The organism is Nonomuraea purpurea, from assembly GCF_042650645.1.
Lineage (GTDB): Bacteria > Actinomycetota > Actinomycetes > Streptosporangiales > Streptosporangiaceae > Nonomuraea > Nonomuraea purpurea.
The window spans coordinates 191,434-211,341 of sequence record NZ_JBHSBI010000012.1; the positions used below are offsets into that span (position 1 = coordinate 191,434).

20 protein-coding genes are annotated in these 19,908 nt (G+C 71.0%); 15 read left to right on the forward strand and 5 right to left on the reverse strand.

Features of this window, described 5'->3' with window-relative positions:
• The first annotated feature begins 59 nt into the window (after nucleotides 1-59).
• The 6 genes from ACFOY2_RS24495 to ACFOY2_RS24520 are packed head-to-tail and all read left to right on the forward strand — an operon-like array spanning nucleotide 60 to nucleotide 4,210.
• Entirely contained in the window at nucleotides 60-746 is a 687-nt protein-coding gene (locus ACFOY2_RS24495) for an MSMEG_4193 family putative phosphomutase (RefSeq protein ID WP_379530414.1), read from the forward strand.
• 9 nt (nucleotides 747-755) lie between these two features.
• A complete protein-coding gene (locus ACFOY2_RS24500; protein ID WP_379530415.1) occupies nucleotides 756-1,304 on the forward strand; it encodes a DUF3090 domain-containing protein in 549 nt (182 codons plus the stop codon).
• Complete coding sequence (locus tag ACFOY2_RS24505; protein WP_379530416.1) at nucleotides 1,301-2,065, forward strand: SCO1664 family protein; 765 nt, start codon at nucleotides 1,301-1,303, stop codon at nucleotides 2,063-2,065. Before ACFOY2_RS24500 ends, ACFOY2_RS24505 begins: the two co-directional genes overlap by 4 nt.
• Nucleotides 2,066-2,098: 33 nt before the next feature.
• Nucleotides 2,099-2,746 (forward strand): NRDE family protein, encoded by a 648-nt coding sequence (locus ACFOY2_RS24510; protein ID WP_379530417.1) that lies wholly within the window; start codon nucleotides 2,099-2,101, stop codon nucleotides 2,744-2,746.
• Nucleotides 2,747-2,756: 10 nt separating this feature from the next.
• Complete coding sequence (mshC, locus tag ACFOY2_RS24515; protein ID WP_379530418.1) at nucleotides 2,757-3,980, forward strand: cysteine--1-D-myo-inosityl 2-amino-2-deoxy-alpha-D-glucopyranoside ligase; 1,224 nt, start codon at nucleotides 2,757-2,759, stop codon at nucleotides 3,978-3,980.
• Nucleotides 3,981-4,036: 56 nt separating this feature from the next.
• A complete protein-coding gene (locus ACFOY2_RS24520; protein ID WP_379530419.1) occupies nucleotides 4,037-4,210 on the forward strand; it encodes a hypothetical protein in 174 nt (57 codons plus the stop codon).
• A gap of 160 nt (nucleotides 4,211-4,370) precedes the next feature.
• Here ACFOY2_RS24520 and ACFOY2_RS24525 read toward each other — a convergent pair whose 3' ends face one another.
• Both ACFOY2_RS24525 and ACFOY2_RS24530 read right to left on the reverse strand, forming a co-directional pair.
• Nucleotides 4,371-5,558, reverse strand: coding sequence for a glycosyltransferase (locus ACFOY2_RS24525; protein ID WP_379530420.1), 1,188 nt, complete (start codon nucleotides 5,556-5,558; stop codon nucleotides 4,371-4,373).
• 131 nt (nucleotides 5,559-5,689) lie between these two features.
• A complete protein-coding gene (locus ACFOY2_RS24530) occupies nucleotides 5,690-6,325 on the reverse strand; it encodes a glycosyltransferase family 9 protein (RefSeq protein WP_379530534.1) in 636 nt (211 codons plus the stop codon).
• Nucleotides 6,326-6,492: 167 nt separating this feature from the next.
• Between ACFOY2_RS24530 and ACFOY2_RS24535 the strand changes: the two genes are divergently transcribed.
• Together ACFOY2_RS24535 and ACFOY2_RS24540 are read left to right on the forward strand one after the other, a co-directional pair.
• A complete protein-coding gene (locus ACFOY2_RS24535; protein WP_379530421.1) occupies nucleotides 6,493-7,083 on the forward strand; it encodes a D-glycero-alpha-D-manno-heptose-1,7-bisphosphate 7-phosphatase in 591 nt (196 codons plus the stop codon).
• A gap of 144 nt (nucleotides 7,084-7,227) precedes the next feature.
• Nucleotides 7,228-7,512, forward strand: a complete 285-nt coding sequence (locus ACFOY2_RS24540; RefSeq protein ID WP_379530422.1) for a WhiB family transcriptional regulator — start codon at nucleotides 7,228-7,230, stop codon at nucleotides 7,510-7,512.
• On the opposite strand, the gene ACFOY2_RS24545 is transcribed toward ACFOY2_RS24540, so the two are convergent.
• On the reverse strand, nucleotides 7,448-7,933 hold the full coding sequence (locus ACFOY2_RS24545; RefSeq protein WP_357812618.1) for a peptide deformylase: 486 nt from the start codon (nucleotides 7,931-7,933) through the stop codon (nucleotides 7,448-7,450). The two genes, ACFOY2_RS24540 and ACFOY2_RS24545, sit on opposite strands and share 65 nt — an antisense overlap.
• A gap of 267 nt (nucleotides 7,934-8,200) precedes the next feature.
• On the opposite strand from ACFOY2_RS24545, the gene ACFOY2_RS24550 reads away from it, so the two are divergent.
• Both ACFOY2_RS24550 and ACFOY2_RS24555 read left to right on the forward strand, forming a co-directional pair.
• Nucleotides 8,201-9,367 (forward strand): uroporphyrinogen-III synthase, encoded by a 1,167-nt coding sequence (locus ACFOY2_RS24550; protein ID WP_379530423.1) that lies wholly within the window; start codon nucleotides 8,201-8,203, stop codon nucleotides 9,365-9,367.
• Nucleotides 9,364-10,077, forward strand: a complete 714-nt coding sequence (locus tag ACFOY2_RS24555) for a sirohydrochlorin chelatase (protein WP_379530424.1) — start codon at nucleotides 9,364-9,366, stop codon at nucleotides 10,075-10,077. Before ACFOY2_RS24550 ends, ACFOY2_RS24555 begins: the two co-directional genes overlap by 4 nt.
• A 13-nt stretch (nucleotides 10,078-10,090) precedes the next feature.
• Here the strand turns inward: ACFOY2_RS24555 and ACFOY2_RS24560 are convergent, their stop codons facing one another.
• Complete coding sequence (locus ACFOY2_RS24560) at nucleotides 10,091-10,576, reverse strand: hypothetical protein (protein ID WP_379530425.1); 486 nt, start codon at nucleotides 10,574-10,576, stop codon at nucleotides 10,091-10,093.
• A gap of 221 nt (nucleotides 10,577-10,797) precedes the next feature.
• Nucleotides 10,798-11,652, reverse strand: a complete 855-nt coding sequence (locus ACFOY2_RS24565) for a PAC2 family protein (protein WP_379530426.1) — start codon at nucleotides 11,650-11,652, stop codon at nucleotides 10,798-10,800.
• Nucleotides 11,653-12,024: 372 nt separating this feature from the next.
• Here ACFOY2_RS24565 and metH point away from each other — a divergent pair, with 372 nt between their 5' ends.
• The 5 genes from metH (at nucleotide 12,025) to ACFOY2_RS24590 (ending at nucleotide 19,876) form a co-directional block, all read left to right on the forward strand.
• Nucleotides 12,025-15,489 carry a methionine synthase gene (metH, locus tag ACFOY2_RS24570; protein WP_379530427.1) on the forward strand — a complete coding sequence of 1,155 codons (3,465 nt, stop codon included), beginning with the start codon at nucleotides 12,025-12,027 and terminating at the stop codon, nucleotides 15,487-15,489.
• A gap of 97 nt (nucleotides 15,490-15,586) precedes the next feature.
• On the forward strand, nucleotides 15,587-16,228 hold the full coding sequence (locus tag ACFOY2_RS24575; protein WP_379530428.1) for an HAD family hydrolase: 642 nt from the start codon (nucleotides 15,587-15,589) through the stop codon (nucleotides 16,226-16,228).
• A 92-nt stretch (nucleotides 16,229-16,320) separates the two neighbouring features.
• Complete coding sequence (locus ACFOY2_RS24580; RefSeq protein ID WP_379530429.1) at nucleotides 16,321-16,800, forward strand: cellulose synthase; 480 nt, start codon at nucleotides 16,321-16,323, stop codon at nucleotides 16,798-16,800.
• Nucleotides 16,801-17,054: 254 nt separating this feature from the next.
• The gene (locus tag ACFOY2_RS24585; protein WP_379530430.1) at nucleotides 17,055-18,053 is read left to right on the forward strand and encodes an ABC transporter permease; all 999 of its coding nucleotides are present in this window, start codon (nucleotides 17,055-17,057) and stop codon (nucleotides 18,051-18,053) included.
• A gap of 56 nt (nucleotides 18,054-18,109) precedes the next feature.
• On the forward strand, nucleotides 18,110-19,876 hold the full coding sequence (locus tag ACFOY2_RS24590) for an ABC transporter substrate-binding protein (protein WP_379530431.1): 1,767 nt from the start codon (nucleotides 18,110-18,112) through the stop codon (nucleotides 19,874-19,876).
• Nucleotides 19,877-19,908 lie beyond the last annotated feature (32 nt).

Consider the following 19,908-nt stretch of genomic DNA (forward strand, 5'->3'; position numbering starts at 1 on the left):
GGGAGGGCGTGGCGGCGGTGCCCGTTCACGGGGTGATCGGCGCCTGCGACACTTGCTGGGTGACCACGCTGCTTCTGGCCCGGCACGGGCTGACGGACCTCACCGGCCCTGTGCTGGCCGGCCGCACTCCCGGAGTGCACCTGAGCGAAGCGGGCAGGGCGCAGGCCGCCGCGCTCGCCCGGCGCATCGCGGGCGTCCGGCTCGACGCGATCGTCTCCAGCCCGCTCGAACGCTGCAGGGAAACGGCCCAGGCGGTCGCCGAGGAGCGCGATCTGGACGTGGTGAGCGAGGAGGGGCTCATCGAGTGCGGCTACGGCGCCTGGACGGGCAGGCCGCTGAAGGAGCTCGCCCAGGAGCCGTTGTGGCAGGTCGTGCAGGCCCACCCGAGCGCGGCGACATTTCCGGAAGGGGAGTCGCTGGCCGAAATGCAGCATCGGGCCGTCGCGGCGGTCAGAGGGTGGAATCAACGCCTGGGGGAGAAGGGATTCTACCTGGCGTGCAGCCACGGAGACGTGATCAAGGCGATCGTCGCGGACGCCCTGGGCCTCCATCTCGATCACTTTCAGCGGATAACCGCCGATCCGGCGGCGCTCACCGTCATTCGCTACGCCCCCTTGCGTCCCTTTGTTCTCAGGCTTAACGATATGGGGGAATTGCGGCTTCCTGAGGATTCGGAGGAGAAAGACGGGGGAGAAAACATCACCGGGAGCGATGCCGCCGTCGGCGGCGGACCCGGAACCACGTAAGGTCAGGCTATGCCGGTCTTCGACTACGACCCACCAGAGAGATTCGTCGCCGGCGCCTTGGGGCAGCCGGGCGCGCGGGTCTTTTTTCTGCAGGCCAGGGCCGAGGGCAGACTGACCACGGTGGCGCTGGAGAAATTGCAGGTCGCCGCGCTCGCGGGCAGGCTCGACGAGCTGCTCGACGAAGTGCTGCGCCTGAGCGGGGGCACCGCCCACGTACCCGCGATGGCCCCCGCCGACCTGGCCGACGACGCCCCCCTCGACGTGCCGGTGGCGGAGGACTTCCGTGTGGGCACCATGGCCCTGGCATGGGACGCCGACAAATCCCAGGTGGTGATCGAGGCGCAGGAGGTCGTCGAGGAGGAGGACGTCGACGACACCGACCCCGCGGTTCTGCGCGTGCGCATCAGCGCGGGCGCCGCGCGCGCCTTCACCCAGCGGGCCCTCCAGATCGTCGCGGCGGGCCGCCCCCCATGTCCCCTGTGCGGGCAACCGCTCGACGCCGCAGGGCACGTCTGCGTACGCCTCAACGGCTACCGCGGGGGTGAGGCGGCTTCATGACCGCTCCGGAGAGCGAACCGGCCATCAAGTCCTCCCATCCCCCTGGCACACGCGACGAAGAGGCTCTCACGCTGCTGCGCGACGGCCGGCTGGAGGTGGCGGGCCGGTTGGTCGAGGCGACCAACATGACGCTCTACTGCTCGGTCAAGCTGGCCTCGCGCACGGCCGCCTGCGTCTACAAGCCGGTACGCGGCGAGCGCCCCCTGTGGGACTTCCCCGACGGCACGCTGGCCGCGCGTGAGGTGGCCGCCTTCGAGGTGTCCCAGGCGACCGGCTGGCGCATCGTGCCGCCCACGGTCCTGCGCGAGGGCCCCTTCGGGCCCGGCATGGTCCAGCTCTGGATCGACACCGAGCGCGAGATCGACCTCATGCGGCTGGTCAAGAGCCGCAACCCGGTCGTGCGCCGGATGGCGGTGTTCGACGCGGTGGTCAACAACGCCGACCGCAAGGGCGGCCACCTGCTGCCGCTGCCCACGGGCCACGTCTACGGGGTCGACCACGGCGTCTGCTTCTCCGCCGAGGACAAACTCCGTACGGTCCTGTGGCAGTGGCGCGGCAAGCCGCTGGCCCGCGAGGCGGTGGCGGTGCTGGCCAAGCTGGAGCGCGACATCGAGTCGGGCTCGCTGGGGCGGCGGCTGCGCGAGCTGCTGACGCTGGCGGAGGTGGAGGCCACCTGGCAGCGGGTGCGGCGGCTGCTGGACACCGGCGTGCATCCGTACCCGTCGGAGGGCTGGCCCGCCATACCCTGGCCCCCCATCTGAGAAGAGCAAAGCGCGTTTATTACCCTTTGCGGTGTGTGCACCCTGATCGTAAGAACCGGGCGGCCCCTGACACTCATGGGCGTGCGGGACGAGTTCGCCGATCGTCCGTGGGAGGGGCCGGGGGAGCACTGGCCCGACTACCCGGGGGTGATCGGCGGGCGTGACCTCAAGGCCGGGGGCACCTGGCTGGCCGTCAACCCGGCGGCCCGCCGCGCCGCCGCCCTGCTCAACGGGCGCGGCCTGGCGGCGCGGGAGACGACGAAGGTCTCACGGGGCGATCTGGCGCTGCGGGCGGCCTGCACGGGGCTGCCGCCCGACGCCGACCTCGGCCGCTACGACCCCTTCCACCTGGTCCTCGCCGACCTGTCCGGGGTCCGCCTGCTGAGCTGGGACGGCGTGCGCCCGTCCATCTCGCAGCTGCCCGAGGGCGTCAGCATGGTCGTCAACACCGGCCTCGACCCCGGCAGCGAGCGGGTCGCCGCCTACCTGCCGAGGTTCCGCGGCGAGGACTGGCGGGAGCTGATCACCGCGGAGCCGTCCGCCGACCCGGGCGCGCTCATCGTCCGCCACGAGCTGCCCGACGGACGCCTCTTCGCCTCCCTGTCGGTGATGGAGGTCTCGCTCGCCCCCGGCGACGTGACCTACGACTTCACCGACCTGACCGCCGAACGGGACGGATAGGCTCAAAGGCATGAGATCGTGGTCTGCCCCTAACATTCCCAAGCTCCCAGGTGAGAGCATTCCGCTGAGTCTCTACGACACCTCGGCCAGGCAGGTGAGGCAGACCGATCCGGGCCCGACCGCCAGGATGTACGTCTGCGGCATCACCCCCTACGACGCCACCCACCTCGGCCACGCCAACACCTACCTCGCCTTCGACCTCGTCGCCCGGATGTGGCGCGACGCCGGCCACGAGGTCCACTACACGCAGAACGCCACCGACGTGGACGACCCCCTGCTGGAACGGGCCACACAGACCGGGATCGACTGGCGGGAGCTGGCCGAGCGGGAGATCGAGCTCTTCAGGAGCGACATGGAGGCGCTGCGGATCCTGCCGCCGCGCGAGTACGTCGGCGTCACCGAGGTCGTCGGCCGGGTCGCCGACCTGATCGCCAAGCTGTCGGCCAAGGGCGTCACCTACGACCTCGACGGCGACGTCTACTTCAACGTGGCCGACGCCCCCAAGTTCGGCCAGGTGTCCGGCTACGACGAGCAGCGGATGCTGGAGCTGTTCGCCGAGCGCGGCGGCGACCCCGACAGGGCGGGCAAGCACCATCCGCTCGACTGGCTGCTGTGGCGGGCCGAGCGGCCCGGCGAGCCGGCCTGGGAGTCGCCTCTGGGCAGGGGCCGTCCCGGCTGGCACATCGAGTGCACCGCGATCGCCCTCGACCACCTCGGCCCCGGCTACGACGTCGCGGGCGGCGGCTCGGACCTGATCTTCCCCCACCACGAGTGCGGCGCCTCAGAGGGCCACGCGGCCACGGGGGAGTGGCCGTTCGCCAAGTTCTACACGCACGCGGGCATGGTCGGGCTCGACGGCGAGAAGATGTCGAAGTCCAAGGGCAACCTGGTCTTCGTCTCCCGGTTGCGCAAGCGGCACGACCCGATGGCGGTGCGGCTCGTGCTGCTGGCCCACCACTACCGGGCCGACTGGGAGTACGTTCCCGAGCTGATCGCCGAGGCCGAACGCCGGCTGGCGGTGTGGCGCTTGGCGGCCGGGCTCTCCTCGGGGCCGCGCGCCGACGACCTGCTGGCCACCGTCCGCGCCCGGCTCGCCGACGATCTCGACACCCCGGCCGCGCTGGCCGCGATCGACGCCTGGGCCGAACGCGCGCTCGCCGCCCAGGGCCCGGACGGCGACGCCCCCACCCTGGTCAGGAACCTCGCCGACGCCCTGCTCGGAGTCGCACTCTAAACCCCCGCACTCGCTGCCGGCCCGCACCTCCACGTGAGGCGCGGGCCGGCTTTCTCGTGCTTGACACCCCACCCGAACACCGCGCCGACCTCCCAGAAGGCGGCGACGTCCCCCGCACCTGGCTCGACATCACCCGCCTGCGCGCCGACACCGGCTTCGAGCCCGCCTACGACACCGAGCGCGCGGTCGCCGACCACCTGGCCTGGCTGCGCGCCGGCAACGCACGCTAGAGCGGGCACGCTCACAGCCGTTCCGGCTCGATCACCGCGGCCGGCTCCGTCGCGAACCACCCGATCGTCCGGGCGAGCCCCTCGGCCGCGGGCACCCGCGCCCGCCGGCCGAGCTGGTCAAGATGTTCACTGGACCTCCCTGTCGAACGTCCTCGGGGGATCAACCCCCCAGGGCGGCCAGACGGCACACCTTGCCGTCGATGACCTGCGTGTACACGGCCTCGGTACGCTCGGCCACGCTCGCCCAGCCGTACCGCTCGCGGGCCCGCTGCGCGCCGGCGGCACCCAGGGCGGCGCGCCTGTCCGAGTCGCCGAGCACGTCCTTCAACGCCCTGGCCAGGGCGCGCGGCCGGCGCGGCGGCACCAGCACGCCGCAGCCGGCGACCGTGTCCAGGTGACCGCCCACCGCCGAGGCCACCACCGGCACCCCGCACGCCATGGCCTCCACCGCGACCAGGCCGAACGGCTCGTACCACGGCACCGTCACCAGCACGTCGGCCGAGCGCATCAGCGCGGGCACGCGCTCGCGCGGCACGCTGCCGATCACGTGCACCCGGTGGCCGAGCCCGTACGCCCCGGCCAGCTCGCGCAGCCGTACGGCCTCCTCGTCGCCGGCCCGCCCGCCGGCGATCACCAGGTCCGCGCCGGGCAGGTGACGCAGCGCCCTGATCACGGTGTCGACGCCCTTGCGCGGCACCATCCTGCCGAGGCTGAGGATCATCGGGCCCCGGGGACGCGGCGCGACCGGCCCGTCGGGGCGGAACTGCGACAGGTCCACCCCGCACGGCACCACCGCGATGCGGGACTCGGGGACCCCCATCGCGCACAGCTCGCTCACCTCGTCGCCGCAGGTGGCCAGCACCGCGTCGGCCCGCTTGCCGATCTCGCGCTCGGTGTCGATCCGGTGCGCGGGGCTGGTGTCCGCCGCGCCCTGCCAGCGCCGCTTGACGGTGCCGAGCGCGTGGAAGGTCTGCACCACCGGCAGCCCGTCCGCCGCCCGCAGCGCCGCCTGGCCGCTCATCCAGAAGTGCGCGTGCACGACGTCCGGCGGGCGCGCGGCCCACCGTTGCGCCAGCCGCTCGGTGAACTCCGTCATGTACGGGGGCAGTTCGTCCTTCGGGACGGGGGCCGCGGGACCGGCGGTGACGTACTCGACCGTGACACCCGGCGCCATGGTCACCGCCCCGGGTTGCGACGCCGAAGAGCGCCGGGTGTGGACGACGATCGTGTGCCCGCGTTCGGCCAGCGCGACGGCCAGCTTGGCGACGTGGACGTTCTGGCCGCCGGAGTCCACGCCGCCGACCGCCGCCAGCGGGTCCGCGTGCTCCGAGATGAGATCGACCTTCACTGCGTCAGCTCCCTCACTGCCTTGACCACCTGCTTACTCGTCACTTGGGACAGGCACGGGTGTCCGGGCGCCGGGCAGGTGCGCGCCCTGCTTCCTCGACAGGGCGCGCTGGTCGCCCAGCAGCACCGCGGTCACGCCGTGCGGGGCCCACCGCGCCGTGGGGACGACGGGGCGAACAGGCTCATGACCGGGGTTCCGGCCGCCGCCGCCAGGTGCGCGGGGCCGGTGTCGCCGGCGACGAGCACGCTGGCGCGCTCGATGACGGCGGTCGGTTCCGCGAATGTGGTCACCCCGCCGAGGTCGGCCGCGACGTCGCTGGCCACATAGGCGGTGAGGTCACGTTCGGTTCCGGTCACGACGACCTGGTGCCCGTCTTCGGTCAGCTCCCGTACCGCCTGCCGATGTCGCTCGGCGGGCCAGGTGCGGGCGGGGGCCGACGTCCCCGGGTGCACCACGACATACGCGCGCTTGCCGGCATCGGCGCCGACGTCCAGAAGATGCCCGGAAATCTCCCCGATATCCGGGAGCGGCCGCTGAACAGCAAGATTTCCCTCATCACCCTCCGGCAACTCGAACCCCGCCGCCCGCGCGACCGCCGGCATCCGCTGCGCCTGCGGCACGTCCACGCTCGCGTCCACGACGTGGCGGACGTCGAGCAGGGAGCCGGGGGTGGTCGTCGCTGATCGCGCACGGCGAGGTCTCCTGATTGCGCATCGCCCCCCGCAGGTGGCGCGCGCAGGACCTCGTCGGTCCCCTCTCCCGGAGATTGCGGGAACCGCTACCGAGAGAAACGGCTCTCAAACCTTCGACTCGTGCACGACCTGTGAAAACAGGCACATTGCCCCGCGTTTGGTCACTGTATGTAGTTGTTTGTCCGGAATGTCCCCGGGTAGCTGCCGGGCAGCGCGACCGAGGTGAGAGGTGGAGGTGAGAGGTGTTCGAAAAGCGACGTCCCGGCGCCGTCCTCTTCGATCGAGACGGGACCCTGATCAGGGACGTGCCGTACAACGGCGACCCGAACCTCGTCCAACCCATGCCGGGCGCGGTCGAGGCGCTGGCTCGTCTCCGGCGCGCCGACGTGCCGGTGGCCGTGGTCACCAACCAGTCCGGCATCGCCAAGGGCCTGCTGACCCCGGACGACATGGACCAGGTGAACGCCAAGGTCGAGGAGCTGCTCGGCCCGTTCGACGCCTGGGCGATCTGCGTGCACGACGACGCCGACGGCTGCACCTGCCGCAAACCGGCGCCGGGACTGGTGATCAGGGCGGCCGCCGTGCTCGACGTCAGCCCCCGCGACTGCGTGGTCGTGGGCGACATCGGCCGCGACATGGAGGCGGCCAGGGCCGCCGGCGCCAGGGGCATCCTGGTCCCCACCGATCAGACGCCGTGGGAGGAGATCCAGCAGGCCCTTGAGGTCGCCGAGGACCTGGCCGACGTCGTGGACCGCGTGCTGAGCGACGCCGAGGGCCCCGTGGCGGCCGTCTCGGCGCCCTGGGCCCGCGCGATGGGCTGGAGCCGCTGGTGAGGATCCGGCACGTGCGAATGGCGTGCAAACATGGGCGACGTCCCCCCGACCCCGGCCACCTCCGCGTCGGCCCGCTTGCTGTCAGATGGGGATCGGCCGTTGTCCGAGGTATGAGGCCCGACAGCGTGGGTAGACGCCAGAAGCATGATGATGCTCGACTGGACACGCAGGGCCGCCTGCCTCGACCTGGACCCGGAGTTGTTCTTCCCGATCTCCATGGAAGGACCGGGCCGGTCCCAGGTCGAGCAGGCCAAACACATATGCCAGGGCTGCCCCGTACGCGAGCCGTGCCTGGCCTACGCGCTGGACACCAACCAGGCCTACGGAGTCTGGGGCGGCACCGATCCGGCGGAGCGGCGGGAGCTCAGCCTGCCGGCAGGACCTCCGCGAGAAAACGTTCCCGCTCGGCCGCTTCGAGGTGGTCGCTGAACAGCACCCCGTCGAGGTGGTCGGCCTCGTGCTGCAGCACCCTGGCCAGCACCCCGAGAGCCCGCACCGTCACGGGTTTGCCGAACATGTCGCGGCCACGCGCCGTGACCATGTAGGAACGTTCCAGTGGCCACCACACGCCCGGAGCCGACAAACAGGCCTCGTCGGCGACCACCCGCCTGTCCGACAGCTCCAGCCTCGGGTTGACCAGGTGGCCCGACTTGCCGTCGTAGGAGTAGACCACCACCCGCACCGGCTCCCCGATCTGCGGAGCCGCCAGGCCCGCGCGGCCCGCGCCCGCCCGCATCGTGGCCGTCAGCGACTTCACCAGTTGGCGCAGCTCACGATCGAAGTCGTGGACCGGTGCCGCGACCGAGCGGAGCACCGGGTCGTCGAACGTGCGAATAGGCCGGACCGTCACCCGAAACTCCCCGATAGGCGGCGTCGTCACGCTGAACGTTTCCCCGCGGTGCGCCCCGCCAATCCCGAAGCCTCTGCCTTGTAGCACAGCGGTAACAGAGGAGACCCAGGGGTGAAACCCCCCGAAAGCAGTATCAGAGGGTGATCTCACTTGCGTCACACGCGCCTGTGATGCCTGGCCAGGTGCTCGGGGCCCGGCCAGGCATCCGCTACGACCTGGAGGTGGGGGCATGAGTGTCTCGACTACCGACACGAGGATGGTGGGCCGGTGAGCGTGCTGCCGCTGGAGGCCGGCTCCTCCCCGGAGACCGCGCCCGACGCCCTGGCGGGCTTCACCGTCGGCGTGACCGCGACGCGCCGCCGCGAGGAGTTCGGCGCGCTGCTGGAGCGGCGCGGCGCCCGCGTGGTCAGCGCCCCGGCGATCCGGCTGGTCCCGCTGGCCGAGGACGCCGACCTGCTCGCCGCCACCCGGCAGAGCCTGCAGGGGCCCATCGACGACGTGGTCGTCACCACCGGCGTCGGATTCCGCGGCTGGATGGCCGCCGCCGAGGGCTGGGGCCTGTCCGGCGACCTGGCCGATCACCTGTCCAAGGCGCGCCTGCTGACCCGCGGGCCCAAGGCCAGGGGAGCGGTGCGCGCCGCCGGGCTCAACGACCACTGGACCCCCGCCACCGAGTCCTGCGCGGAGGTCAAGCAGTACCTGCTGGCCCAGGACCTGCGCGGCCGGCGCATCGCGGTGCAGCAGCACGGCGAGCCGCTCGACGACTTCGTGCGCGAGCTGCGCGCGGCCGGCGCCGAGGTGATCGAGATCCCGGTCTACCGCTGGCTGCCCTACCGCGACATCTCCCCGCTGCGCCGGCTGATCAGCCAGACGATCTCCGGCTCGGTGGACGCGGTCGCCTTCACCAGTGCGCCCGCCGTGCACGCCATGCTGGGCGCCGCCCGTTCCGAAGGGCTGGAGGAGGCGCTGCTGGCGGCCTTCGGCGGGTCCGTCGTGGCCGCCTGCGTGGGGCCCGTCACCGCGGGGCCGCTGGCCGCGCGCGGCGTGCCGACGCTGCAGCCTGACCGCTCGCGGCTCGGCGCTCTGGCCCGCGCCCTGGCCCGCCACCTGCCCGAGCACGGCGTCACCCGGCTCGTGGCGGGCGGGCACCGGCTGGAGATCCGCGGCCACGCCATCGTCGTGGACGGGGAGCTGCGCCCGCTGCCGCCCGCCCCGATGGCGGTGCTCAAGCGCCTGGCCGACAAGCCCGGCCACGTGGTCTCGCGCGCCGACCTGCGTACCGTGCTGCCGGGCAGCATCGCCCGCGACTCCGCCGAGCACGCCGTGGAGATGGCCATCACCCGGCTGCGCCGCGCGCTCGGGCCGAGCGGGATCGTCGAGACCGTGGTCAAACGCGGCTACCGGCTCGCCTGCCTGTACGAGGCGGGCCTGTGAGGCCCACGCTCGTCCTGACCGCGCACGGCACGCGCAGCGCCGCGGGGGAGCGGACGCTGTCGGCCCTGGCAGAAACCGTCGAAAGGGCCCGCCCCGGGCAGCGCGTCGAGCTGAGCTACCTCGAGATCAGCTCGCCGCTGCTGTCGAAGGTGCTGCCCGCCGTGTCCGGTCCCGTGGTCGTGGTGCCGCTGCTGCTGGCGGGCGGCTACCACGCCCACATCGACCTGCCCGAGGTGATCGCCGGGGGCCGCCCAGACGCCGTCGTGGCCGGCTGGCTCGGGCCGCACCGGCTGCTGACCTCCGCGCTGGCCCGCAAACTGGCGCGGGCGGGGCTGCGGGCCACCGACGCGGTCGTGCTCGGCGCGGCGGGCTCCTCCGACCCCGCCGCCCTGGCCGACGTCCGCGCCGCCGCCCACCAGCTCGCCGTGCGCCTGGCACGCCCGGTCACCGCCGCCTTCGCCTCGGCCGGCTCGCCGTCCCTGGAGGAGGCCATGGAACGGCTCAGGGCGAGTCCGGCCGCCCGGGTGGCGATCGCCTCCTACGTGCTGGCTCCCGGCTTCTTCCACGACCGGCTGGCCGCGGCGGGGGCGGGGCTGGTGAGCGAGCCGCTGGGGGCCGACCCCGACGTGGCGGCGCTCATCTGGCACCGCTACGACGAGGCCCTCGCGCCGAGCGGGGCGCGGCGCGAGCAGGCCCGCGCCTCCCGCTGAGCGGCACGCCACGTCAGGCCGGCTCCAGGCGCAGCTCACGGATGATCTCCCGTGCGCTGACCTCGCGTGCCGGCCCCGCCTCGGCCCCCATGAACATCTCGATGTAGGCCCGGTGGAAGCAGCCCGCGATCAGCAGCCGCGCGCTGGCCTCCGGGTCGACTTCGGCCCCCACCCGCCCCAGCCGCTGCTCGGCGGCCAGGTAGGCGGCCAGCGGCGCGGTCTCCGCGCACGGCCCGAGCCCCGTGTCGCGGACGGCCTGGCGGAAGCGGACCGTCACGCTGGGGGAGGTGAACGCGGGTAACGCCGCGCCCTGCACCTGCAGGTAATAGTCGATCCCCGCTCGCGCTATCGGCAGGAGATTGTCCGATACGTTTCCTTTCCCCGTGCGATGGGATAGGTCGTGAAGAATGCTGAGCCAGAACGGGAGCCGGTCCTGCAGCAGCGCGAGGAAGTGATCCACCGAGCCGCCGCTGCGGTCCTGCCTGAGTGAGACGGCCATCTCCAAGATGCGCCGCCTGGTGTCCTGGCTTTGGTGCGGATCTACATGGGAAGTCGCCATGGCGTGCCTAACGTGCGCGGTCAGTCGAGCAGGCATCACGGCGCGAAGCGGGCGCGGCGGACTAGAGAGCGCTAATCTGGGGCCCCAGCTCCGTGCGACATTATCCGATCCCCGATTATTACCTGAAACCGCTAGAAAAAGGGGGATTCAGCCGCTGAAATTTAGCTGTCGGTGTCGCGGTCCCTGCGCCGCAGGTAACGCTCGAACTCGGCCGCGATCGCATCGCCGCTGGCCTCGGGCAGCTCAGCGGCGTCCTTGCGCTCCTCGAGCTCCTTGACGTACTCGGCCACCTCGGTGTCCTGGGAGGCCAGCTCGTCGACGCCGCGCTCCCACGCCCTGGCCTCCTCGTCGAGGTCGCCCAGCGGCATCGGGATCTCCAGCACGTCTTCGAGCCTGCGCAGCAGCGCCAGCGTGGCCTTCGGGTTGGGCGGCTGGGCGACGTAATGGGGCACCGAGGCCCACAGCGAGATCGCGTCGAGCCCCGCCTCGCCGAAGGCGTGCTGCAGCACCCCGACGATGCCCGTCGGGCCTTCGTACCTGTTCAGCTCCAGATGGGTCGAACGGGCCAGCGCCGCGTCGGTGGCGCTGCCGAGAACCGGCACGGGCCGGGTGTGCGGCGAGTCGTTGAGCAGCGCGCCCAGCATCACGGCCAGCTCGACGCCCAGCTCGCGGCAGACGTCGATGATGTCGGCGCAGAACGAGCGCCAGCGCATGTTGGGCTCGATGCCGCGCAGCAGCACGACGTCGCGCTCGAGGCCCGGCGGGCGGGCGCGCAGCAGCCGCGTGGTCGGCCACACGAGCGAGCGGCTCAGCCCGTCGTTCATCTCCACCACGGGCCGCGTCACCTGGAAGTCGTAGTAGTCGTCGGGATCGAGCGCGATCAGCGGCTCGGCCTTCCAGGCCGACTCGAGATGGGCGATCACACCGCTGGAGGCCTCGCCCGCGTCGTTCCACCCCTCGAACGCGGCAATGAGCACCGGGTCGACGAGCTCGGGGAGCCCTTCGAACTCAATCACGTGTCGCCTCCTCTCTCCATCGTCGCGCTTAGCCTATGCGGAAAGCGGGCGTCGGCGTCACCGATCTCCGCCCGATCATCCACGCCGCGCTTGCCAGGCCCGCCCCCGAACCCGCACGCCCGCCTGCGTACGGAGCGCGCGCACGCGCATACAGCGGGCACCCGCCGCCCCTACGCCCGTGGCGAACGCCCCCCGGGCCGGCGGCCTCTGCCCGCCCGGCGCGCGATCAGGCGCGATGGCCCGGTGCTCCAGGCCCGCTCGACCGGCGCCCCAGCGCGGCCCCCATCGGCCCAGCTCGCGCCGCGCCCGCTCCAGCCACGCGCCACGTCCGCTCGATCAGGACCCGATCGGGCACCGGATAAGCTCTACCTCATGAGCATCTCCCCGTCCTTGCGAGAAGTGTTGTCCCAGCGTGTGATCGTCGCCGACGGCGCGATGGGCACGATGCTGCAGGCGCAGGACCCGACGCTCGACGACTTCCACGGCCACGAGGGCTGCAACGAGGTGCTCAACGTCACCCGGCCCGACATCGTGCGCGGCGTCCACGACGCCTACTTCGCCGTGGGCGTCGACTGTGTGGAGACCAACACCTTCGGCGCCAACCTGGCCGCGCTCGGGGAATACGACATCCCCGAGCGCGTGTTCGAATACTCCGAGGCCGGCGCCAGAATCGCCCGCGAGGCCGCCGACCACTGGTCCACGCCCGACCAGCCGAGGTTCGTGCTCGGCTCGATGGGCCCCGGCACCAAGCTGCCCACGCTGGGCCACCTGCCGTACGCGAGCCTGCGCGACGCCTACCGCGACAACGCCGCCGGCCTCATCGCGGGCGGCGCCGACGCCCTGATCATCGAGACCTCCCAGGACCTGCTGCAGGTCAAGGCCGCCGTCATCGGCTCCAGGCGGGCCGTGGAAGACTCCGGCCGCGACGTGCCGATCATCGCGCAGGTGACGATCGAGACCAACGGCGCGATGCTGCTCGGCTCCGAGATCGGCGCGGCCCTGACCGCGATCGAGCCGCTCGGCGTCGACGTCGTGGGCCTCAACTGCGCGACGGGGCCGGCCGAGATGAGCGAGCACCTGCGCTACCTGGCCCGCCACTCCCGCCTCAAGCTGTCCTGCATGCCCAACGCCGGCCTGCCGGTGCTGACCGCCGACGGCGCCTACTACCCGCTCAGCCCGCAGGAGCTGGCCGACGCCCACGAGACCTTCACCCGCGACTACGGGCTGTCGCTGGTCGGCGGCTGCTGCGGCACCACCCCCGAGCACCTGCGCCAGGTGGTCGAGCGGGTGCGCGGCAAGCAGGTCGCCGCCCGCCGCCCCCACCCCGAGCCCGGCGCCTCCTCGCTCTACCAGACCGTCCCCTTCCGCCAGGACACCTCCTACCTGGCCATCGGCGAGCGCTGCAACACCAACGGCTCCAAGGCCTTCCGCGAGGCCATGCTGGAGGGCCGCTGGGACGACTGCGTCGAGACGGCCCGCGACCAGGCCCGCGACGGCGCCCACATGCTCGACCTGTGCGTCGACTACGTCGGCCGCGACGGCGTGGCCGACATGAAAGAGCTGGCCTTCCGCTTCGCCACCGCCTCCACGCTGCCGATCATGCTCGACTCCACCGAGCCCGCCGTGCTGCAGGCCGGCCTGGAGATGCTCGGCGGGCGCGCCGCGGTCAACTCCGTCAACTACGAGGACGGCGACGGCCCCGACTCCCGCTTCCAGAAGATCATGCGGCTGGTGCGCGAGCACGGCTCGGCCGTGGTGGCCCTGACCATCGACGAGCAGGGCCAGGCCCGCACCGCCGAGTGGAAGGTCCGCGTGGCCAGCCGCCTCATCGACGACCTGACCGCCAACTGGGGCATGCGCGTCGAGGACATCATCGTCGACTGCCTCACCTTCCCCATCGCCACCGGCCAGGAGGAGACCAGGCGCGACGGCCTGGAGACCATCGAGGCCATCGGCGAGCTCAAGCGCCGCTACCCGGGCGTGCAGACCACGCTGGGCCTGTCCAACATCAGCTTCGGCCTCAACCCCGCCGCCCGCATGGTGCTCAACTCGGTCTTCCTCAACGAGTGCGTCAACGCCGGGCTCGACTCGGCCATCGTGCACGCCTCCAAGATCCTGCCGATGGCCCGCATCCCCGACGAGCAGCGCCAGGTCGCCCTCGACATGGTCTACGACCGCCGCCGCGACGGCTACGACCCGCTGCAGCGCTTCATGGAGCTGTTCGAGGGCGTCGACGCCGCCGCCCTGCGCGCTGACAGGGCCGAGGAACTGGCGGCGCTGCCGCTGTGGGAGCGGCTCAAGCGGCGCATCATCGACGGCGAGCGCAAGGGCCTGGAGGCCGACCTCGACACCGCGCTGGCGCAGCGGCCCGCCCTGGAGATCATCAACGAGGTGCTGCTCGACGGCATGAAGACCGTGGGCGAGCTGTTCGGCTCCGGGCAGATGCAGCTGCCGTTCGTGCTGCAGTCGGCCGAGGTCATGAAGACCGCCGTGGCCTACCTGGAGCCCCACATGGACCGCCTCGAGGGCGAGTCGAAGGGCCGCATCGTGCTGGCCACCGTCAAGGGCGACGTGCACGACATCGGCAAGAACCTCGTCGACATCATCCTGTCCAACAACGGCTACCAGGTCGTCAACCTCGGCATCAAGCAGCCGGTCTCGGCCATCCTCGAGGCCGCCGACGAGCAGAAGGCCGACGTCATCGGCATGTCCGGCCTGCTGGTCAAGTCGACGGTGATCATGAAGGAGAACCTGGAGGAGATGAACTCCAGGGGCCTTTCTGAGCGATACCCCGTGCTGCTCGGCGGCGCCGCCCTGACCCGCGCCTACGTCGAGCAGGACCTGGCCGGGCTGTTCGAGGGCGAGGTGCGCTACGCCCGCGACGCCTTCGAGGGCCTGCGGCTGATGGACTCCTTCATGGCCGTCAAACGCGGCGTCGTCGGCGCCTCGCTGCCGCCGCTGCGCGAGCGGCGCGTCAAGACCGGCGCCGTGCTCGAGCGCACGCCCGTGGAGGAACTGCCCTCCCGCTCCGACGTGGCCGCCGACAACCCCGTGCCCGCGGTCCCCTTCCACGGCGACCGCGTAGTCAAGGGCATCTCGCTGGCCGACTACTCCGCCTTCCTCGACGAGCGCGCCCTGTTCCTCGGCCAGTGGGGCCTCAAGCCCACCAGGGGCGGAGACGGGCCCGGCTACGAGGAGCTCGTCGAGACCGAGGGCCGGCCGAGGCTGCGCATGTGGCTGGAGCGCATCCAGACCGAGGGCCTGCTGGAGGCGGCCGTCGTCTACGGCCACTTCCGCTGCGTCTCCGACGGCGACACCCTCATCGTCCTGGACGACGACGGCGGCGAGCGCACCCGCTTCACCTTCCCGCGCCAGCGCCGCGATCGCCACCTGTGCCTGTCCGACTTCTTCCGCGCCAAAGACTCCGGCGAGGTCGACGTGGTCGGCTTCCAGATCGCCACCATGGGCTCGAAGATCTCCGACGCCACGGCCGAGCTGTTCGCCAAGGACGCCTACCGCGACTACCTCGAACTGCACGGCCTGTCGGTGCAGCTCACCGAGGCACTGGCCGAATACTGGCACGCCAGGGTCCGCTCGGAGTGGGGCATCGGCGGCGAGGAGTCGCTCGACGACATGCTCAAGGTCAACATCCAGGGCTGCCGCTACTCCTTCGGCTACCCGGCCTGCCCCAACCTGGAGGACCAGGTGCAGTTGTTCGGGCTGCTCGACCCCGAGCGCATCGGCGTCACCCTGTCGGAGGAGTTCCAGCTCCACCCGGAGCAGGCCACGTCCGCGCTGGTCGCCCACCATCCCGAGGCGAAATACTTCAACGTCTGACCGGCTCCCGTCGCCCGCCGTTCACCGGCGGGCGGCCACAATCGCTAACGCGCGAGCGGACTGCTCGCAGGCACGTGACGAACACGACGGGAACGGGATGGACGCGGTCTTCTTCGACATGGACGGGCTGCTGGTCGACAGCGAGAGGGTCTGGCTGGAGATCGAGACCGAGGTGATGGCCCGCCTCGGCGCCGCCTGGACGCCCGAGCACCAGGCCCACCTGGTCGGCGGGTCCATGGAGCGCACCGTCGGCTACATGCTGGCCGTCTCCGGCGCGGACGTCAGCCCCCAGACCGTCGCGTCCTGGATGAGCGAGGGCATGGTGCGGCGCCTGACCCAGGGGGTGCGCGTCATGCCGGGCGCCGGCGAACTGCTCGACGCGCTGCGCGCCGAGGGCGTGCCCGTGGGGCTGGTCACCTCGTCGCTGAAGGAGATCGCCGACGCGGTCCTCAAGGGCGTGGGCCGCGACCGGTTCGACGTCGTGGTCACCGCCGACGACGTCACCCGCACCAAGCCGGACCCCGAGCCGTACCTGACGGCCGCGCGGCTGCTGGGCGCCGAGCCGGTGCGCTGCGTCGTCCTGGAGGACTCTCCGAACGGCGTGGCCGCGGCCACGGCGGCCGGCTGCGCCGTGGTGGCCGTCCCCAGCCTGCTGCCCGTCGAGGCGGCCCCCGGCCGCCTGGTGGTCTCCTGCCTGCGAGAGGTCGCGGTCGCCGACCTCAGGGCGCTGCTGCCGTGATCCCCTAGGGGAAAAGTGGTTCTCTCGGAGGATGGGGGACCGCTTTCGCGTGCCAGGATGGGGAAGACGAGCCACAACGAGGGGCGGCGACTTTGGTAACGTTCAACGCGATCGCATGGCTGCCGCTGTGTGCAGGTGTGACCATCGCCGGGCTGGTGTTCAGCTTCCTGGCCTTCAGACGCCGGGGCGCGGCCTCGGGCCTGCGGGTGGGGGCCTGGGCGCTGCTGCCGCTGGCGGCCTACCTGACCGGCGCGCTGCAGTCACTGTGGACCATCGGCACGACGATCGTCGGCTTCGTCACCGGGCTGGTGTTCAACCCGGCGGTGTGGGCGGGCGTCGCCGTCGCCGGGCTGTCGGTGGTGCTGTTCGTGGTCTCCGGGGTGATGCGCGGCAGGAAGCTGCGCTTCGGCAGGAAGAGCAAGCCGCAGACCGAGGACCCGGTTCAGCCTTCAGCGAACAAGCCGGCCGCCCCGGCCACGCCCCAGCAGCCCGCCGTGGCGCCCAAGCAGCCCCGCAAGGATGACGACTTCTCCGACATCGAAGACTTGCTGAAGCGCCGTGGAATTAGCTGATGCAGTGCTATGTCACAGTTCTGAGACGCAACCGGGACGACTCGTAGACATTCTCCCCAAGATCGATACGAATCCGTTTCGCGTCAATCACAGTTAAGCCACAGCAGCCTCTGAGGGACTGGTCACAGCAGCTCAGGCCATAGATTCTGCCTCCTGAGACCGCGATAAGCGGGCTCTAAGTCGCATGGGCGCACTACTCTGACCGAGATCGCGCCACACGGACGACGTCGTCTGGAATCCAGGGGGCCACTGGCATGACCGCACCGCTCGACGTTCCGGGCTCGACCATGGAGGCCGGACCGGAGACCGTGCTTGAGGGGACGGGATCTTCGGTCATCCGGGGCCGCTCGCTCGGACAGATCGCCTGGATGCGCCTCAAACGCGACCGCATCGCGATGATCGGCGGCATCGTCATCGTCCTGCTCATCCTGATCGCGATCTTCGCGCCGCTGCTGGTGTCCTGGTTCGGGCACCCGCCGAACGAGTGGCACCGCGACAGGATCGACCCCGCCATCCAGGCGCCACTGGGCACCTTCGGCGGCATGAGCTGGGACTACCTGCTGGGCGTCGAGCCCACCACGGGCCGCGACCTGTTCAGCCGCATCCTGTACGGCGCCCGCATCTCGCTGCTGATCGCCTTCTTCGCGACCCTGCTGTGCGTCGTGCTCGGCACCGTGCTCGGCATGATCGCCGGCTTCTTCGGCGGCTGGGTCGACACCGTCATCAGCCGCCTGATGGACATCTTCCTGGCCTTCCCGCTGCTGGTGTTCGCCCTGGCGCTGGCCGGGGTCATCCCCGACAAGGCGTTCGGCATGTCGGGCGACACGCTGCGGATCAGCCTGCTGGTGTTCATCATCGGGTTCTTCAACTGGCCCTACATCGGGCGCATCATCCGGGGCCAGACGCTGTCGCTGCGCGAACGGGAGTTCGTCGACGCCGCAAGGAGCCTGGGCGCGCGCAACCACACCATCCTGTTCAAGGAGATCCTGCCCAACCTGCTGGCGCCGATCCTGGTCTACGCGACGCTGCTGATCCCCTCCAACATCCTGTTCGAGGCCGCGCTGTCCTTCCTCGGCGTGGGCGTGCGGCCGCCGACCCCCACATGGGGCGGGATGCTGGCCGACGCCGTCCACAACTACGACGTGGCGCCCAACTACATGCTCTTCCCCGGTCTGGCGATCTTCATCACCGTGCTGGCGTTCAACCTGCTCGGTGACGGCCTCAGGGACGCCTTCGACCCCAAGGCCCGATAGGACCTCACTTTTCCCGCAAGTTCTCAACTCCTAGATACAAGGGGTGTGTCAGGTCGATGAAGATAAGATCAAAGGCGTCGGCAGTCGCGGTGACCGCCGCACTCGCCGTGGTCGTGTCCGCCTGCGGCGGCGGTGGTGGCTCCCGGAGCACCGGCAGCCCCGGCGGTGACGACAAGCCCGCCAGCCAGTACAACGCCGCGGTCACGCAGATCGTCAACCCCTCCGACAAGACCGGCGGCACGCTGCGCATGGGCATGCCGGGCGACTTCGACTCGGTCGACCCCGGCAACATGTACTACGGCTACTCGTGGAACTTCGCCCGCTTGTACACGCGCGCGCTGGTCATGTTCAAGCCGGTGCCGGGCGAGGAGGGCCTCAAGCTCGTCCCCGACCTGGCCGAAGAGCTCGGCAAGGCCAGCGACGGCGGCAAGACCTGGACCTACAAGCTGCGCGCGGGCCTGAAGTACGAGGACGGCTCGCCCGTCACCTCCCGCGACGTCAAGTACGCCGTCGCCCGCTCGCTGGACAAGGAGATCCACCCCAGCGGCCCGACGTACTTCAACGACTGGCTCGACGTCAAGGACTACACCGGCCCTTACAAGATGAAGGGCAAGCTCGACGACTTCAAGGCCATCGAGACGCCCGACGACCAGACGATCGTCTTCCACCTGAAGAGGCCCTACGGCGGCTTCGACTACTTCGCCATGCTCTCGCAGACGGCCCCCGTGCCCGAGGCGAAGGACACCGGCACCAAGTACAAGGAGCACCCGGTCTCGACCGGCCCCTACATGTTCAAGGCGCACGAGCTCACCAAGCGCATCGAGCTCGTCAAGAACCCCAACTGGGACCCGGCCAGCGACCCCAACCGCAAGCAGCTCAACGACTCCGTCGAGGTGCTGCTCGGCCAGAACGAGGACGACCTCGACCAGCGGCTGCTGTCCGGCAAGATCGACGTGAAGATCAACAGCACCGGCGTGTCGGCCAACGCCCGCAAGACGATCCTGACCGACGACAAGGTCAAGCAGTACGCCGACTCGGCCCCGCTCGACCGCACCTGGTTCGCCAACATCAACGGTGACGTCAAGCCGCTCGACAACATCAACTGCCGCAAGGCGATCATGTACGCGGCCGACCGCTCCGCGATCCAGGGCGCCTACGGCGGCCCCGAGGCCGGCGGCGACATCGCGCTCAGCCTCATGCCCTCGAAGATGACCGGCTACCAGAAGATCGACCCCTACGGCGTCGAGGCCGCCCCGGCCGGCGACATCGCCAAGGCCAAGGAGGCGCTCGCGGCCTGCGGCCAGCCCAACGGCTTCAGCACCACGATCTCCTACCGCAACGAGCGCGCCGCCGAGAAGCAGACCGCCGAGGCGCTGCAGCAGTCGCTCGACAAGGTCGGCATCAAGCTGGAGATCAAGGGCTACCCGCAGGGCGACTACTTCAAGCTCTACGCCGGCAAGCCCGACTTCGCCAAGAACAACAACCTCGGCATCATCGTCTACGGCTGGGGCGCCGACTACCCCGAGGGCTTCGGCTTCTTCCAGCAGATCGTCGACAGCCGCGTCATCCGCCCGGCCGGCAACACCAACCTGGGCGTCAAGGACCCGAAGATCGACGAGCTGATCGACCAGGCGGCCGCCGAGCAGGACGACACCAAGCGCAACGCCATCTGGGCGCAGGTCGACAAGCAGGTCATGGACTCGGCGTTCATCCTGCCCTACGTCTGGGCGCGGGGCCTGTTCTACCGGCCGCCGACGCTCAAGAACGTCTTCATCAGCCAGAACTGGGGCATGTACGAGTTCCTCACGCTGAGCACCCAGTAACAGCCCCGACGGTGAACCCCGCCGGAACGTTC

Bases quoted from the DNA above. Each gene is read 5' to 3' on its own strand.
- ACFOY2_RS24500 (WP_379530415.1), top strand. From the start codon at position 756: ATGCCGGTCTTCGACTACGACCCACCAGAGAGATTCGTCGCCGGCGCC.
- ACFOY2_RS24505 (WP_379530416.1), top strand. From the start codon at position 1,301: ATGACCGCTCCGGAGAGCGAACCGGCCATCAAGTCCTCCCATCCCCCT.
- mshC (WP_379530418.1), top strand. From the start codon at position 2,757: ATGAGATCGTGGTCTGCCCCTAACATTCCCAAGCTCCCAGGTGAGAGC.
- ACFOY2_RS24540 (WP_379530422.1), top strand. From the start codon at position 7,228: ATGATGATGCTCGACTGGACACGCAGGGCCGCCTGCCTCGACCTGGAC.
- ACFOY2_RS24560 (WP_379530425.1), bottom strand. From the start codon at position 10,576: ATGGCCGTCTCACTCAGGCAGGACCGCAGCGGCGGCTCGGTGGATCAC.
- metH (WP_379530427.1), top strand. From the start codon at position 12,025: ATGAGCATCTCCCCGTCCTTGCGAGAAGTGTTGTCCCAGCGTGTGATC.
- ACFOY2_RS24575 (WP_379530428.1), top strand. From the start codon at position 15,587: ATGGACGCGGTCTTCTTCGACATGGACGGGCTGCTGGTCGACAGCGAG.
- ACFOY2_RS24585 (WP_379530430.1), top strand. From the start codon at position 17,055: ATGACCGCACCGCTCGACGTTCCGGGCTCGACCATGGAGGCCGGACCG.
- ACFOY2_RS24590 (WP_379530431.1), top strand. From the start codon at position 18,110: ATGAAGATAAGATCAAAGGCGTCGGCAGTCGCGGTGACCGCCGCACTC.